Annotated in this window: 14 protein-coding genes; 5 read left to right on the plus strand and 9 right to left on the minus strand. The window is 42.3% G+C overall.

Going from position 1 to position 15,688, the window contains the following annotated elements; genetic code table 11:
- The first annotated feature begins 147 nt into the window (after positions 1 to 147).
- Positions 148 to 1,425, plus strand: coding sequence for a serine--tRNA ligase (serS, locus tag BUB77_RS08055; protein ID WP_073274665.1), 1,278 nt, complete (start codon positions 148 to 150; stop codon positions 1,423 to 1,425).
- Positions 1,426 to 1,639: 214 nt separating this feature from the next.
- The gene (locus tag BUB77_RS08060) at positions 1,640 to 2,548 is read left to right on the plus strand and encodes a DMT family transporter (protein ID WP_073274667.1); all 909 of its coding nucleotides are present in this window, start codon (positions 1,640 to 1,642) and stop codon (positions 2,546 to 2,548) included.
- Positions 2,549 to 2,625: 77 nt separating this feature from the next.
- Here BUB77_RS08060 and BUB77_RS08065 read toward each other — a convergent pair whose 3' ends face one another.
- The 3 genes from BUB77_RS08065 to BUB77_RS08075 form a co-directional block, all read right to left on the minus strand.
- Entirely contained in the window at positions 2,626 to 3,945 is a 1,320-nt protein-coding gene (locus BUB77_RS08065; RefSeq protein ID WP_073274669.1) for an aspartate kinase, read from the minus strand.
- 426 nt (positions 3,946 to 4,371) lie between these two features.
- Positions 4,372 to 4,911: a phosphodiesterase gene (yfcE, locus tag BUB77_RS08070; protein ID WP_073274671.1), complete on the minus strand. Its 540-nt coding sequence runs from the start codon at positions 4,909 to 4,911 to the stop codon at positions 4,372 to 4,374.
- Positions 4,912 to 4,930: 19 nt separating this feature from the next.
- On the minus strand, positions 4,931 to 5,815 hold the full coding sequence (locus tag BUB77_RS08075; RefSeq protein ID WP_073274673.1) for a LysR family transcriptional regulator: 885 nt from the start codon (positions 5,813 to 5,815) through the stop codon (positions 4,931 to 4,933).
- A 620-nt stretch (positions 5,816 to 6,435) separates the two neighbouring features.
- Between BUB77_RS08075 and BUB77_RS08080 the strand changes: the two genes are divergently transcribed.
- Positions 6,436 to 7,485 carry a DMT family transporter gene (locus BUB77_RS08080; RefSeq protein WP_073274674.1) on the plus strand — a complete coding sequence of 350 codons (1,050 nt, stop codon included), beginning with the start codon at positions 6,436 to 6,438 and terminating at the stop codon, positions 7,483 to 7,485.
- Positions 7,486 to 7,488: 3 nt separating this feature from the next.
- Here the strand turns inward: BUB77_RS08080 and clpP are convergent, their stop codons facing one another.
- Together clpP and BUB77_RS08090 are read right to left on the minus strand one after the other, a co-directional pair.
- Positions 7,489 to 8,073, minus strand: coding sequence for an ATP-dependent Clp endopeptidase proteolytic subunit ClpP (clpP, locus tag BUB77_RS08085; protein WP_073274675.1), 585 nt, complete (start codon positions 8,071 to 8,073; stop codon positions 7,489 to 7,491).
- Positions 8,070 to 8,465 carry a helix-turn-helix domain-containing protein gene (locus BUB77_RS08090; protein WP_073274676.1) on the minus strand — a complete coding sequence of 132 codons (396 nt, stop codon included), beginning with the start codon at positions 8,463 to 8,465 and terminating at the stop codon, positions 8,070 to 8,072. The genes clpP and BUB77_RS08090 overlap by 4 nt, the downstream gene beginning before the upstream one ends.
- Before the next feature lie 92 nt (positions 8,466 to 8,557).
- Between BUB77_RS08090 and BUB77_RS08095 the strand changes: the two genes are divergently transcribed.
- On the plus strand, positions 8,558 to 8,839 hold the full coding sequence (locus BUB77_RS08095; RefSeq protein ID WP_073274678.1) for a hypothetical protein: 282 nt from the start codon (positions 8,558 to 8,560) through the stop codon (positions 8,837 to 8,839).
- Positions 8,840 to 9,187: 348 nt separating this feature from the next.
- Here BUB77_RS08095 and BUB77_RS08100 read toward each other — a convergent pair whose 3' ends face one another.
- The 3 genes from BUB77_RS08100 to BUB77_RS08110 all read right to left on the minus strand — a co-directional run bounded on the left by BUB77_RS08100 (position 9,188) and on the right by BUB77_RS08110 (position 11,075).
- The gene (locus BUB77_RS08100) at positions 9,188 to 9,550 is read right to left on the minus strand and encodes a hypothetical protein (protein WP_073274680.1); all 363 of its coding nucleotides are present in this window, start codon (positions 9,548 to 9,550) and stop codon (positions 9,188 to 9,190) included.
- 110 nt (positions 9,551 to 9,660) lie between these two features.
- Positions 9,661 to 10,437: a 4,5-DOPA-extradiol-dioxygenase gene (ygiD, locus tag BUB77_RS08105; protein WP_330392525.1), complete on the minus strand. Its 777-nt coding sequence runs from the start codon at positions 10,435 to 10,437 to the stop codon at positions 9,661 to 9,663.
- Positions 10,438 to 10,511: 74 nt separating this feature from the next.
- A complete protein-coding gene (locus BUB77_RS08110; RefSeq protein ID WP_073274682.1) occupies positions 10,512 to 11,075 on the minus strand; it encodes a TetR/AcrR family transcriptional regulator in 564 nt (187 codons plus the stop codon).
- Positions 11,076 to 11,188: 113 nt separating this feature from the next.
- Between BUB77_RS08110 and BUB77_RS08115 the strand changes: the two genes are divergently transcribed.
- Positions 11,189 to 12,250 carry a sugar phosphate isomerase/epimerase family protein gene (locus tag BUB77_RS08115; protein WP_330392526.1) on the plus strand — a complete coding sequence of 354 codons (1,062 nt, stop codon included), beginning with the start codon at positions 11,189 to 11,191 and terminating at the stop codon, positions 12,248 to 12,250.
- Positions 12,251 to 12,350: 100 nt separating this feature from the next.
- On the opposite strand, the gene BUB77_RS08120 is transcribed toward BUB77_RS08115, so the two are convergent.
- The gene (locus tag BUB77_RS08120; protein ID WP_073274684.1) at positions 12,351 to 15,614 is read right to left on the minus strand and encodes a CARDB domain-containing protein; all 3,264 of its coding nucleotides are present in this window, start codon (positions 15,612 to 15,614) and stop codon (positions 12,351 to 12,353) included.
- Positions 15,615 to 15,688 lie beyond the last annotated feature (74 nt).

Genomic DNA, 15,688 nt, shown 5'->3' on the forward strand with positions numbered 1-15,688 from the left:
AGGGCGGCAGCCTCTATCCTGCCATGTTGAGCGGCCGTTTTTACGGCAATTTGGGTGGCAACGCGGAATCCTTTCGTCCCATATTATTTGGGGATGGCAGGATTTTTTTATTTGCTTTTTTCAAAACTACTATTTAAGGAGGAAATTATGTTAGATATCAAATTTGTCAGAGAAAATCCCGATATTGTAAAGCAAAACATCAAAAATAAGTTCCAGGAGAATAAGCTTGGCCTGGTGGATGAGGTTATTGAACTGGATTCCCAGTCCCGAGCTGCCAAGCAGGAAGCCGATAATTTAAGGGCGGAGAGAAATAAGATATCCAAGCAAATCGGCGGTCTGATGGCACAGGGCAAAAAGGACGAAGCTGAAGAAATGAAAACCAAGGTAAATGCCCAGTCCCAGAGACTTACCGAATTAGAGGCTGCAGAAACAGAATTGGAAGAAAAAATCAAGAAAATCATGATGACCATCCCCAATATTATTGACCCCAGTGTTCCCATTGGAAAGGATGACAGTGAAAATGTAGAGGTTAAGCGTTACGGTGACCCTGTAGTGCCTGATTTTGAAATTCCTTACCACACGGAAATCATGGAGAAATTAAAGGGGATTGATTTGGACAGCGCCAGAAAAGTAGCCGGCAATGGCTTCTATTATCTGATGGGTGATATTGCAAGGCTCCATTCAGCAGTGATATCCTACGCAAGGGATTTTATGATTGACAGGGGCTTTACCTACTGTATCCCTCCCTTTATGATAAGAAGTGATGTTGTTACAGGCGTTATGAGCTTTGCGGAAATGGATGCCATGATGTATAAGATTGAAGGAGAGGATTTATACCTCATTGGTACCAGTGAACATTCCATGATTGGTAAATTCATTGATACCATCCTTCCGGAAGAAACCCTTCCTCAGACCTTAACCAGCTATTCTCCCTGCTTCCGTAAAGAAAAGGGTGCCCATGGTCTGGAGGAGCGCGGTGTTTACCGAATCCACCAGTTCGAAAAGCAGGAAATGATCGTAGTATGTAATCCGGAAGACAGCCCTAAGTGGTTCGATATATTATGGCAGAATACCGTTGACCTCTTCCGCTCTCTGGACATTCCCGTAAGAACTCTGGAATGCTGTTCCGGTGACCTTGCTGACCTGAAGGTTAAGTCTGTAGACGTAGAGGCCTGGTCCCCCAGACAGAAGAAATATTTCGAAGTGGGAAGCTGCTCTAATCTCGGAGATGCCCAGGCACGCCGCTTGAAAATCCGTGTTGTGGGAGAGAATGGCAAATACTTCGCCCACACCCTGAATAATACGGTGGTTGCTCCTCCCAGAATGCTGATTGCTTTCCTTGAGAACAACTTAAATGCCGACGGCTCTATTAATATTCCGAAAGCCTTACAGCCATATATGGGCGGAAAGGCCGTCATCAAATAATTAAGCTTGAATTACCGGGAGGATGCCTGCTGTATATCTGCAATCCTCCCGGTTTTATTAAGAAATTTATGTAAGTAACCATCCCCCCAGGCGGTTGATAAGGAAATGCTGCAACTAACATAATTGAGTTTTAATCTGTTTTATTCCTGCTGCCAATATCCATAATTCTCATCTTAACCCGTCAAACCATCAGCCACATATCAAAGGAGTCTTTATGTCATCCAGTCAAAACATAAAAGGTCATATCGCCGCATTATTCAGTGTAATCTTCTGGGGCACTACCTTTATTTCAACCAAAGTATTGTTAAAGGATTTTTCTCCCTTTGAAATTCTAATCCTGCGCTTTTTTATCGGCTACATAGCTCTCTGGTGCATCAAGCCCACCAAGGGCACAAAGCTGCCGGGCCAGAAAAAGTCCGACGAATGGCTGTTTCTTGGTGCCGGATTATCCGGGGTAACCTTATATTTTCTTATGGAGAACAATGCCCTGACCCTGACCTATGCCTCCGATGTGGGAGTCATAGTATCCACCGCCCCTTTCTTTACAGCACTTATGGCGCACTTTCTGCTGAAGAATGAAAGGTTCCGCCCCTCTTTCTTTCTAGGCTTTCTGGCTGCCATGGCCGGAATATTCCTCATCAGCTACAACGGAAGTACCGCTCTGTCCTTAAATCCCATGGGGGATTTACTTGCCCTGGCTGCTGCCTTTGTGTGGGGAATCTATTCGATCTTTACCAAGAAAATCAGCGATTTGGGCTATAATATGGCCATAGCAACTCGTAAAATCTTCCTCTATGGTCTTCTTACAATGCTTCCTCTCATACCGGTTTTTCGTCCTTCCTTTGATTATAAAGAGCTCATAAAGCCAGTCACCCTTGGAAACCTTCTATATTTAAGTCTCGGCGCTTCCGCTTTATGCTATGTTATCTGGAACTGGGCCACAAAGATATTGGGAGCCGTTAAGACAAGTCTGTACATATATGTCATTCCGGTAATTGCCATTATAACCTCAGCCATCTTTCTCCATGAGAAAATGACCTTAATCAGCAGTATTGGCACTCTCCTTACCATAGCCGGACTTGTTATATCGGAAAATCCTCTTGCCAAAAGAAAAGCAGTATAAGAAAAGTGCTGTCACCCAATAATGAAATCAGGGGACAGCACTTTTCTTTTTATTGACTACATTCCTTAAGCTTCTCTTTACAGCTTGGATAAAACAAAAATATCATAAATAGCATTAATCGCTGATTCAAAATCCTTGTTGCTTACACCAATAATGATATTTAACTCACTGGAGCCCTGGTCTATCATCTTGACATTTACATTGGCATGGGCAAGGGCAGAGAAGATTCTTCCTGCTGTTCCTCTCATCTGACGCATCCCTCTCCCAACAACGGCGATAAGAGCCAAATCACTTTCCAAATCAACAGAGTCTGGACTGGCTGCATGGTCAATACCGGCTAACACGCTCTGTTCCTTTTCTACAAATTCATCCTGGTGGACAAATACCGTCAGGGTATCAATGCCTGAGGGCATATGCTCAAAGGAAATACCGTTCTCCTCAAACACCTTCAGAACTTTTCTCCCAAAACCGATTTCGGAATTCATCATATCCTTCTCAATATTGATTGCAACAAAGCCCTTCTTTCCGGCAATTCCGGTTATGGTATATTCCGGTTTTAAGCAGGTGTTCTTTACAATCATAGTTCCCGGGTCCTCCGGTGAATTTGTATTGCGGATATTGATAGGAATACCTTCCTTTCTTACCGGGAAGATAGCATCCTCATGCAGTACAGTAGCCCCCATATAGGACAGCTCACGAAGCTCTTTATAGGTTATGGTGGAGATTACCTGAGGATTCTTAATAATTCTCGGATCCGCTACCAGAAAACCGGATACATCGGTCCAGTTCTCATAAATATCAGCTTGTACTGCCTTTGCCACGATAGAACCGGTGATATCGGAACCGCCTCTGGAAAAGGTCCTGATATCACCATTTTCCAATGCGCCGTAGAAACCGGGAATTACCGCATTAGGTGTTTTCTGAAGTCTTTCTGCCAGCACGGCATCTGTTTTGTCAGCATCAAATATTCCTTTATTATCAAAGAATATGACATCCTTCGCATCAAGAAATTCATATCCCAAATACTCCGCCATAATTAATCCGTTTAAGTATTCCCCCCTGGAAGCAGCATAATCCGAACCTTTTTTTGACTTAAAGTCAGCAGCTATCTGCTCGAATTCCTTATCAAGAGACATCCCAAGGTCAAGGCCCTTAATAATCTCCATATAACGCTTCTTAATTTCATCCAAGGTCTTTCTGAAATCTTCCTCTGACACTGCCATATCATAGCAATGGTATAGCATGTCCGTCACTTTGGTATCCTTGGAATTACGTTTGCCGGGTGCAGAAGGAACTACATACCTTCTTGCTTCGTCGGAACGGATAATCGCCCCCACCTTTTTGAACTGTTCTGCGTTTGCTAAGGAACTCCCGCCGAATTTAACTACTTTAATCATATCTTCCTCCACCGTAATTAAAATATTCTAGCTTTCTATCTGTAGTCTGTGCCTTTAAGCAAATATTTGCCGCGGGTAAGAACAAATATACGTAAAAATAACAGCACGATTATGCTGATTGCAGCAATCTGCCTGGAAATAATGCCCCCTTGCTGCCTTACAAATTTTTTTTGCTTTTTATAATACCACATATCACATTTTATTGCAATGAATTAATAAAGTATTTATACAGGAATTTCATCGGCCATTCTTTTGAAAGCCCCCACCAAAATTGTCCTTCGTTACGGATATATTACCAATTTATAACTTCCAGCTTCGTCCATAACATGTATGAATACTATCAATTATTGCATATATATTCAATGTATTTCCAATACTACAACAACTATTTACAGTACTATTCCGCCAGATATTCCTGGCTGGCCCTTACAGGGACGCCTTCTTATAAATCTCACCTTCCAGGTTTTTAAAGAATACCTCCTCCTCCCAAATGATATAGCTGTGAGGGCTGTTTTCCTTAGGGATGGAGACGGAGCCGGGATTTACATAGATAAAATCTTCTCTCTCCTCCCAGGCGGGAATATGGGTATGGCCGTTTAACAGAATATCCCCCTTCTTTATGCAGGGCTTATTATCCGGATTGAAATGATGTCCGTGGGTAGCAAATATCATATGGTCATTCAGATAAAGGATGCAATAATCAGAAAGAATCGGGAAGTTAAGCACCATCTGGTCAACCTCCGTATCGCAGTTTCCCCTGACACAGAGCAGCTCCTCTTTCACGGCATTCAGAAGCTCTATGACCTTCTTTGGCTCATATTCCCTGGGCAGGTCATTTCTTGGGCCATGATAAAGTATATCCCCAAGCAAGAGAAGCTTATCTGCGCCCTCCCTTTTGTATGCTTCCAGCATTTTATCACAGTAATAGGCTGAGCCATGTATATCCGATGCAATCATTAACTTCATAATAGTTCTCTCCTTTCTGTTAAAGCACTTCCTTCAATACCTCAATAAATTTACAGGTGGTCACGGATAAATGCTTGTTCTTATTGTATATTAAACTGTACGGGTATTCCAGCTTGTCACATTTTATACGAAGCTCTGTAAGCATTCCCTTCTCAATCTCTGATTTTACGGCATAATAGGGAAGAATGGATACCCCCAGGTCTGCATAAATGGCGTATTTAATCGCATCTATACTGCCAAAATGCATGCCGATATTCTCTGTCAGTCCGTAGGCTTCCACAAATTTCTTATAGTAGGTATAAAGCTGCGAGGTTGTGCTATGAACTACAAAAGCCGTATGGGAGAGCTCCTGTATATCAAGGGAATCTTTTGCCGTTAAGGGATTTTCCGGTGAGGCCACAATAATCAGCCGGTCATTAAAAAGCTTTTCCGCAAATATATTGCTGTTATAATTGCCGTTTCCTCCGTTTACAGCCACATCGAGGGTTCCGTTTTCAATCAGGTTTGCGATTTCCGAGGTATCCGCAACGTGGAGATTCACGGAAACACCCGGATATCTTTTCTTCATTACGCCTATGACCTTGGGAAGGATATAGACTCCGGGTGTATTGCTGGCCCCCAGGTTTATTGTCCCTGCTATTTCATTTCCAAGGTTCTGGATATGGTTTTCCAAATCTTCTACAATGGCAAAAATCTTCTTGGTATAGCTGTATAGCATTTCCCCGTCTTCACTGAGTACGATTTTATTGCCAATCTTATTAAAAAGCTTAAGTCCGGTTCCGCCCTCCAGCTTCTTAATCTGTATGGAAAGAGCGGGCTGGCTTACGCAAAGTACTTCAGACGCCTTCTTAAAACTTGTATATTTTGCTATGGTATGAAATATCTTCAGGTAATGCAGTTCCATCCCAATCCCTCCTTCTATCATTGTAAAGGTCATAACTTTTATTTATGAGCGTCATTTAAACAATATATTGGATTAATGAATAAAAGTATATTATACTGTACTTGTAAAAATTCAAATCACCTAAACCTTTAGAGCTTCCGGATTTCAAGTAATCAGATTACTTACACCAGTTTTCGCGGAGGCTCTTATTCCGTCTATTTATAACTGCCTATGCTGATAGTTTAAGAAATTTTACACATAGAGAATTATAGCATACTACAAAAAAAATACAATTATTTTTCCTATATTGCTATTCTTCTTCCTTTATGCTATAGTGAGGGCATCCCCCCAGGGGGGATGTCCTCACTTTTTTTCTGCCTGCTTCTAATAACTTATTTTAAGATAGTTATTACTACCTTGCATAAATTTATGCTTACCATGCCTGATATTTGCGGTGAGGCAAGGCGGAGGAATGAGGTATAGCGGTGACTGGCAACGGTTGCCAGTAGAGCAGTTGCTGCATCGATTGACGGCAACGCAGTATCGGTGCAAATAGCGGGTGCGGATTTAAGTAAAAATTATGCAGAGTAGTACTAAATGAAATGATAGATATATGTTGAACGTAATGAAAAGGAGTCTTTATGAAAAATCCAATACGCCTTTCTACCTTTTATGCCATACTTGCAGCTGTTTTGTTCAGCCTGAATTCCCCCTTTTCCAAGCTGCTGCTTGAAAAGCTTCCTCCAACTTTAATGGCTTCCCTGCTTTATCTTGGTGCCGGGCTGGGGATGTCTTTTCTTTATCTGATACAGAAAAACACTCATCAAAAAAGGGAAGCCAGACTTACAAAGCATGAACTTCCCTATACCCTTGGTATGATACTGCTCGATATTGCAGCTCCCATCTTTCTCATGTTTGGCTTGACAAAAACCAGTGCCGCCAATGCATCCCTTCTGGGTAACTTTGAAATAGTAGCAACAGCACTTATTGCCTTTTTTATATTTAAGGAAGCCATCGGAAAAAGGCTTTGGGGTGCCCTGCTTCTGATTACTGCCGGCTGTCTGCTTCTTAGTATGAGCGATATCCGAAACTTTACCTTCTCTGCAGGTTCTCTCCTTGTGCTTATGGCAAGTATTTGCTGGGGCCTTGAAAATAACTGTACCCGCATGCTCTCCCATAAAAGCCCTATGGAAATCGTTATTTTAAAGGGCTTTGGCTCCGGCCTTGGCTCTCTTATTATCAGCCTGTTTACAGAAAAGCCTGTCTTTCCTATCCCTTCTGTCCTGGCAGCATGTTTCCTTGGCTTTATTTCCTACGGTCTCAGTATCTTTTTCTATGTACTGGCACAAAGAGAATTAGGCGCTGCAAGAACCGGGGCCTTCTACGCCATTGCACCCTTTCTGGGAGTTCTGCTGTCTTTCCTGATTTTCCGTGAGCACATAACACCTTCCTTCTTTATTGCTCTGCTGATCTTCGGCTTTGGTACCTATCTGGCTTCTAGTGAAAGGCACAGACATCTTCATACCCATCCTGCTCTTACCCATGAGCACAGGCACAGCCATGACGACGGACACCATGACCATTATCACGAGGAGCCTGTAAAAGGGGAGCACAGCCATATACATACCCATGCTCCCCTTACCCATACACACAGCCACACTCCGGATATTCATCATACCCACAGCCATTAGCTGTTACTGTTTTCTTTGCATAATGTCATCAATAAGACCGTAGTCCTTTGCTTCTTCGGCTGTCATAAAATAGTCTCTTTCGGTATCCTTTTCAATCTCTTCCAGGCTTTTTCCTGTGTTTTGAGAAAGAATTCCATTTAAACGCCCTTTCGTCCTTTGGATTTTGTCGCTGATTATTCTTATGTCACTTGCTGTACCGTTTCCGCCGCCGGAAGGCTGATGTATCATTATTTCCGCATTGGGAAGGGCATAGCGCTTTCCCTTCGTTCCTCCTGCTAAGAGGAAGGAGCCCATGCTGGCCGCCAGGCCGACACATATGGTGGACACATCGCATTTAATGAACTCCATGGTATCATAGATAGCAAACCCTGCCGATACGGAGCCCCCCGGTGAATTGATGTACAGATGGATATCCTTCCCGGGATCCTCCGCCTCCAAAAACAGCAGCTGCGCCACAATAACGCTTGCAGAAGCATCTGTGACCTCTTCATTCAAAAATATAATCCTATCCTTTAACAGCCTGGAGTAAATATCATAGCTTCTTTCCCCTCTTGCTGTCTGTTCAATCACATAAGGTACCAAACTCATGCTGTAAGCCTCCTTTCACTTCCAAGCCTGAAAACAGTGCTAAATACTGAGTTCCTGACTGCCTGCCTGATGTTATTACGGTAAATTCCGGGGGATACCTGGTAAAGCCTCTTAAAGGCAAGGGTAAATGCCTGCTGGGATTCATAGCAGGCCCCAAATGCAATCTCTAATATGGAGGTATTGGTAAAGGCAAGCTGTATGGCCGCTGCCTTTAACCGCTCTTCCCTTATATATTTTGTAAGGGTGCATCCGTAATGCTTTGTAAAAAGCCTTTCCAAATGGTATTTTGAATAACCGGCTTCCTTTGCAACTTTATCCAAATCCAATTCTTCCTGGAGATGGCTATCAATATATGTCTTTATTTTCTTTAAAGATTTTTCTTTTTCAGTCATAGTTCACCTCATTCCCGAATTTTAAATAATACTTATTTCTATATAAGTTGAATTTTGAATTTTTCCTTTTCCAAATAAAAAAAGGCCGGAATGTGTGGCTTACGCTTGGAATAGGTCAAAAATTTAATTCAGCTCATATGTTTATAGCAGAGGTTTTTTTGGTTTTTAGTTTCTTGGCATCTTGGTTTGTTGATTTGTTGGTTGTTGGTTTGCTGGCTTCTTCTTTGACAATCACATCCGGCTTTTTATACTTCTTAATTATAAAATTTCCGGATGTAATCTCCTATGTTGGTATTATAACAGATATTATAAAAGATGTTTTAATAGAAATTGCGATACTGTTCTCTGACAGGTATCGCAATTATTTTTTATAATTATGAGTTAATTAATTTATAACCAGATTATGTTTATACGATTATGTTATAAATTGATTACGTTATGAACTGATTATATTACGAACCGATTATGTTATGAACTGATTATGTTACGAACCAATTATGTTGTGAACCGATTATGTTGTGAACCGATTATGTTGTGAACCGATTATGTTGTAAACCGATTATGTTGTGAACCAATTATGTTGTGAACCGATTACGTTATAACTGATTATATACGAACCAAAACGTAATGTCTGTTTACGTTATGAACCGATTACTAACTTGCTCTCTACCTCTTTCCGTTAACAATGAATCTTAATACACCACTCCTGCCGTTGTCCTTAATCAGGAGCATTTATCACTGACAGAGTCCTCTTCTTCCAGGGTTTGAAAATGTGCCTCATACTTAAGCACCACCTGAGGCATGGTCTGATGTATCAGCTCCTTGCTTCTGTTTTCCAGTCTCTTGAAAGCTACCGGCTGTCTGTGCTTCTCACTATATGTCCTGGAAGGGGAAAGAAGGTTATCCCGTACTTTTCTTCCGCTATGGGTCAAATATTTATCCAATAATTCCTTAAAGGATACATCTGTTCCTGTGATATCCTCCAGACGGATAGTTCCATCCGTGCAGTCATCCAGCCGTTTGACGTAATGCTTTAAGGTAATTCCGTTATCATCTGCAATTTTTATCTCAACGTCTATTATCATGTTACCACCTGTACATACCGCAGAACTGCTTGCGGTACTGCCTAACTAAATCCCCCCTGTTAATTGTCTAATAACTGTATCGGACGAAAGAGGGCTTTTCATTACAATTTCTAGTGTAACAGGTAACTTGTCATAGACAAAGCGCCAAGGACATATGCCTCGTTAAATACTTCGGCTTCATAATCCCCTCCGGCTGCTCCTAATGCATACAAAAGCGGATAAAAATGCTCCGGTGTGGGAAAAGCCTCAACAGCAGCTCTTGATTTCCTGTAGTTGATGACACCATCCAGATCCTTCTTCTTTACACATTCCTTGATATAACTGTCAAATTCTTCTGCAAAGGGATAACCCTGCTCCTCCATCTCCCAGTTTACCTTGCCAAGATGGTGGACAACATTTCCACTTCCCATAATTAATATTCCCCGTTCTCTTAAAGGAGCAAGCTTTCTTCCCAGCTCATAGTGGTAGAGGGGGTTCCTGGCGCTGTTAATGCTTAACTGAAATACCGGTATATCCGCCTGGGGATACATCTTGCACAGAACCGCCCAGGTGCCGTGGTCCATGCCCCACCTGTTGTCCGCTGCTGCTTCCCCTTCTAAAAGGGTTAATATCTCCATGGCATATTCCGCTGACCCCGCAGCCTCATATTTTAAATCATATAATTCTTTTGGAAAGCCATACATATCATAAATCTGCCTGGGCTTTTCCTCCGTACATACACCTGTACCGGGGGTAAACCAATGGGCAGACACCGACAGGATTGCTTTTGGCCTGGGAATTTTTTGCGCAGCTTCCTCCCATCCTTTCGTAAATCGGTTATTTTCAATTGCGTTCATCGGTGAACCGTGACCTACAAATAATACAGGCATTTTTTTCATCTCATCCATTTAAGTACCTCCTTATAAACGGGTATGTTATATGCTGATTATAAAACGAAATATGTTAAAAAGAAATACCAAAATCAATTACCTATTACTCTTCCAGCAATATTTAAAATTAATTTTACTTCTTCTTCCGGTGACTTCAAGCAATCTGAGAGAATCCATTCTTTAAGAAGTCTTACTGTTCCATATTGAACATACGAAGCAATCGCCTTCTTTTCCTCCAAATCCAGATTTTCCGGTAAATGTTTCATGACCATATGATCAAACTGAGGCAGTGAGATTTTGATGTGGGTGATTAGGTCATAATTATCTTGATCTATTACAAGTTTTGCAAATGCAAGATTGTCTTTCATATATTGCAGAACCCGCGTCAGGCATTCATTGATATTTTTGCCTGCTGCTATATCGTTTATAACAGTAAATGAAGTGCTTTGTACGTACATCTCTGCAATTTCATTTAATACATCATATTGGCTTCCATAGTGATTATAGAACGTAGTACGATTAATTCCTGCAACCTGGCATAACTCCCGTATGGATATTTTATTAATATTACGTGTCATTAACATTGTTAATAAAGCCTCACGAATCAGCCGTTTTGTTAACATAACCCTTTGGTTGGCATTATTTTTTTCTGACATAGATTCTCCATTGCATTCGACATTTTTAAAGCATCTGTCGGTTGCAAAATAGACAGATGTTGATATTATTATAAAGTACTAACGAAATAAGTCAATGAAAAGGAGAGGTGAAAATGAAAAAAATTTTGAAAAAAATATTAACAGTTATCATTGTGTGCATTATGCTCGCGATAATACTTATTACTGGTTATGAAATCAAAGAAAATATCCGGATTAATAATATTGTGAAATCACACAAAACGGAGCAAAACGCAGAACAAAACGATGCTGTAAGAAGCAATGATGAGAATGATTCTGAACATATTACCACTGCCGTTCAGCAGATTATGATAGGAACAATGTGTAATAATTATGATAATGCTCTACAGACATTACTTGATATCAAAAACGCAGGTTATGAATCCATCGAATTAAATGATTTCATGATTCACAAGTCTTCTATGCTTGTAAAGCTAATGACAAAGTTCGCAGGAATGTCTATTGGCAATGGCGGCAAGCTTGATTGGCCAAAGCTGATTGAAGAAAGCGGACTAAAGGTCATAAGCATACACAGTGATCTGGGGAGTATTGAGAATGACGCGAAAGCGATAGCCGATGAAGCGAAAAATTTTGGGACAGATACTGTAGTTATTACTGGTATGTACAAATTTGATTATAGCAGTTTGGATGACGTAGAAGAACTTGCCAGACGTCTGAATCAGGCCGGAAAAGCTCTTTCGGAAGAAGGAATCCGTCTATTGTATCATAATCATAATTGTGAACTGCAAAAGGTAACCTCTGAAAAAACTGCTTACGACATTATAATTGAAGAAACAGATCCTGCATATGTCAATTTCGAGTTTGATAGCTACTGGATGACCGATGGTGGTGCTAATGTCCCGGCTTTGATGGAAAAACTGGGCAGCCGAATGAAATTATGGCATATCAATGACCGCGGTTGTACCAAATCAGGTCCTTATATGACACCCATTCTAAAAGAAAATGCTACTGAATTAGGCTATGGAAATATGGACCTGGATACACTCTCAGCAATTGCTATAAAAAACGGTGTCGAAGGTGTTATATTGGAAACTCATAAAAATTGGATAGATAACGATCCAATTAAGAGTCTTCAGATTAGTGCAAAATACATGCAGGAGAAGTTTCTTTCATTGAATAATACCACAGATAAGTAAAAATGCAGCATTGAATATTTCTGAGCAAATATTTTATATCAAAAGCGTCCGCTTTGTCTATACTCAGAGGGAGCCCTTAACAGGGCTCCCTCCTTCCTGCTTATTGAAAGGTTATGTTAAATCCATTCATAATCAGGTATTTCTCAGGTGCTTCAATATTGCTGGTATTCAGGTTAATAAAGGTGGCAGAACCATTGGAGGTGTAAGTGTAAATCGCCTCTCCAAGATGAGGTGAAGAGAATCTTGAGGTCGTTATGGCATCCTTTCCTGTTCCGTTAATATTGATATTCTTAAATACAATATTACTAAAACCTCCTCCGTAACCAAACTGGACAGCATCTCGCTGACTGTTTATGATATCAATATTTTCAAAGGTCAAATTCCTGATACCGGTATTGGAAGCTTCCAGATCAATGGCACCTCTTTCGCCGTTGTAGCAGTCCTTGCTGGTACCGCTGTTGATTATGGTAGTATCCGAGAACACTATGCCGGTATTGTTTTCAAAATGATACCCGGGAAATACGGTATTCAAGCGGATACCAGAGCCCATAAAGCAATCTTTGATGTAGTTGTACTGTGCCTTATGGCCTGAGCCGCCGAAGATTGCAATTCCTGCTGCTCTCCAGTTGTTTTCAATCGTGTTGTACAGGAAGGAGTTATTTACCTCCATGGATGCTCCCATATTGCTGTCCGGCCACATGGCGAGACCATCATCACCATTGTTTCTTACACTGCAGCTACGCACGGTGGAATTTTTGGTACCCTGGCAGAAATTAACACCGTCAGCAAGGTTATTTCTTACTCTGCCATTTTCAATAAGAAGATTATCTGCCGGTATGGCAGGAGTATGGGCATAATCGCCTACCCAGAAACCGCACTCAAAATGCTCTTCCCAAAAATCATGTATTCTGGAATTGGTACCAAAGTTATCCATGAAGCATTTATAGATTGCATTCTGTCCATATCGGGATCTTAACATGGAATTAATATATACATTGCTAAAGTCCACCGTACCGGTAATACGGAAGGAAATGCCGCCGCTTGCTGCATTGGGAGAGGTAAACTGTAAATTGGTATACCACATACCGGCGCCGGTTATTGTAATATTCTGTGCTGTTATAGTCCACATACCGCTTAGGTTAAAGGTACCGGCAGGTATATAAACTGCCTTTCCCTGAGAAGCCGCAGCACTTACACAGGCATTAAAGGCTGCCAGATCATCCGCTCCGTCATTGGCAGCAGCACCATAGGAGGTTACGGACAACGAATTGGCAGGCTGTGCAATCGCAGAGGGTACCGGTTCAACCTCTACAAAGTCAACACCATACTCAATGCTGTCTCCGTTTGTTTTCTGAATCCGAAGCTTATCTCCCGACTTTAAGGCCACCGGAAGCTTCCAGTGTACTTCATCAAAGCGGAAAGCAGCCTGACCGCCGTTGGGTGCATCTGCCGGCTGGTCACTGGTAAAATACTGCCAGGAATAATAAGAAGTCAGGTTAATCGTAGAAACCTTGGCTCCATTTACATAGCAATCCAGGGACCCGTTTAAGCCCATGCCATCTGAGGTATCCGGCATGGTAAATCTCATCGTGGCACCGGCACCCCCCTGACTGATTGTCCATTCCACATAAGCACCGTTGGAAGGAAGAGCCACATAGGCCTGATTGGAGGCTTCTGAAGCCGTTAAGGCATAGTTGAAATCAGGTGCTGTTTTAAGTACTGCCCCTCCTCCTATCTGAGCATTTTCCGATTCATACCTGGTATAAGGAACGGTCGCACCTCTTCCGCCGCTTCCTATTGTCAGATTGGCATTTAAGGTATTATTTGTTTCATCCGTCTCACTTACGGCACCAAGACTGTCAGCAACCGCGGTAATTACATGGGTTCCGCTTGCAGCCGTCCAGGCCGAAGCTGCGGTAACCGTCAATGTGCTTCCGGCTGCAATAGAGGCAGTGCTGTTTACAGAAGCCGCCACCTGCACCCCATCTACCAGGAAAGCAACGGTACCTGCAGGACCGGCTATTGTTCCCTGATTCTTTATAACCGCATGAAAGGTAACTGCATTGCCTGCTGTTACATAGGAAGGTGTCCAGTTTACCTCAGTGACAGCAAAATCTATTCCGGCTTTGGAATTTACCGTAAGATTTGTACTGAAGGTATTATTGGTTTCATCACTTTCCGCTGTAGTACCGGCATTGTCAATCGTAGCGGTTACCGTATGGCTGCCTGTCGAAAGCCCCGGTATTGTTCCTGTAAAGGTAGTGGAACTGCCTGCATTTAAAGAAGCCGTATTACTGGCTGAGGTATAAACTGTAGTTCCGTCAACTCCGATTGCCAATACGCCAGGGGCTCCCGCTGCATTTCCCTGGTTCTTTACGGCAGCGCTAAAGGTAAGGGGCTCTCCTGCCGTTGGAGAGGAAGGACTTATGGTAAGTCCTGTTACTGCCAAATCCGGCATAGGAGATGCTGTTACCGCTAAGCCCTTTGTATACTGGTTATTGTTTTCATCCGTTTCCGCAATTCTGTTGATATCATCTACAAAAGCCTTAACCGTGTGATTTCCCGCCGCAGCCGTCCAGGCTGCGGTTCCTGACGGTCCGCCTGTTGCCGTAACCGTGACAGAGGCTCCCGCCGCCAAAGAAGCGGTGGTATTATCGGACCAGCTTACCTGAATACCATCAATAAAGAAGCTTACGCCAATGATTGTTCCTGCAGGCGTTGCACCCGTTCCCTGATTCTTTACGACCGCAGAAAAGGTAGTTGCATTACCCGTTAAGGGCGATGCAGGGGAAGAAGTAATATCCGTAACAATAAGATCCGGTGTACCGGTGCCCGAACCGGAATCCGCCGTTCCATAAATTTCAAATTCAGCTGCCTGTCCGCCTGCTGCCTTTGTATTGGCTGTGAACTGAAGTCTTATGTAACGGGCATTTACCTGGTTAAAAGTAATTGTCACCGTATTGGAAGCAGAAGGACTAAAGGTATAAGCCGCCGATGCTACGGTGGCAGCATAGTTTGTGTTATCGCTGCTTGTAAGAACGCTAAGTGTCTGGGACCTTTCCTCCCAGGAGGCATTAAGCTTTAATACAATTTTATTCACAGACTGGCTGCTGCCTAAATCTGCTGTCAGGATACCTGGATAGGAATTTGCCGCCCCTTCCCAATAAGTATTTACATTCCCGTCATTTGCATTGGATGCCACATAACTCTGCGTATTATTATTGGCTGTAACTGTTTTTCCCAAAGCAAGATTACTGGTGTCTGCGGCTTTCACAAAAGCTCCGGGCGGGTAAACAAACACCTGGCAGACCACCAGCACCAATACTGTGAGAACTGTTACTATTTTTCTTCGATTACATTTCATATATACCCTCCACATCATAATGATAGACCCATAAGTAATTTTCAAAGGTAAGAATTACCGCTCCGGATGCGGTA

It is taken from the genome of Anaerocolumna jejuensis DSM 15929 (assembly GCF_900142215.1).
Lineage (GTDB): Bacteria > Bacillota > Clostridia > Lachnospirales > Lachnospiraceae > Anaerocolumna > Anaerocolumna jejuensis.

Excerpts from the sequence above, each read along its gene's own strand:
- ygiD (WP_330392525.1), bottom strand. The coding sequence starts at position 10,437 with ATGGATGAGATGAAAAAAATGCCTGTATTATTTGTAGGTCACGGTTCA.
- serS (WP_073274665.1), top strand. The coding sequence starts at position 148 with ATGTTAGATATCAAATTTGTCAGAGAAAATCCCGATATTGTAAAGCAA.
- clpP (WP_073274675.1), bottom strand. The coding sequence starts at position 8,073 with ATGAGTTTGGTACCTTATGTGATTGAACAGACAGCAAGAGGGGAAAGA.
- BUB77_RS08115 (WP_330392526.1), top strand. The coding sequence starts at position 11,189 with ATGAAAAAAATTTTGAAAAAAATATTAACAGTTATCATTGTGTGCATT.
- BUB77_RS08090 (WP_073274676.1), bottom strand. The coding sequence starts at position 8,465 with ATGACTGAAAAAGAAAAATCTTTAAAGAAAATAAAGACATATATTGAT.
- BUB77_RS08100 (WP_073274680.1), bottom strand. The coding sequence starts at position 9,550 with ATGATAATAGACGTTGAGATAAAAATTGCAGATGATAACGGAATTACC.
- BUB77_RS08065 (WP_073274669.1), bottom strand. The coding sequence starts at position 3,945 with ATGATTAAAGTAGTTAAATTCGGCGGGAGTTCCTTAGCAAACGCAGAA.
- BUB77_RS08110 (WP_073274682.1), bottom strand. The coding sequence starts at position 11,075 with ATGTCAGAAAAAAATAATGCCAACCAAAGGGTTATGTTAACAAAACGG.
- BUB77_RS08120 (WP_073274684.1), bottom strand. The coding sequence starts at position 15,614 with ATGAAATGTAATCGAAGAAAAATAGTAACAGTTCTCACAGTATTGGTG.
- yfcE (WP_073274671.1), bottom strand. The coding sequence starts at position 4,911 with ATGAAGTTAATGATTGCATCGGATATACATGGCTCAGCCTATTACTGT.
- BUB77_RS08060 (WP_073274667.1), top strand. The coding sequence starts at position 1,640 with ATGTCATCCAGTCAAAACATAAAAGGTCATATCGCCGCATTATTCAGT.
- BUB77_RS08080 (WP_073274674.1), top strand. The coding sequence starts at position 6,436 with ATGAAAAATCCAATACGCCTTTCTACCTTTTATGCCATACTTGCAGCT.
- BUB77_RS08075 (WP_073274673.1), bottom strand. The coding sequence starts at position 5,815 with ATGGAACTGCATTACCTGAAGATATTTCATACCATAGCAAAATATACA.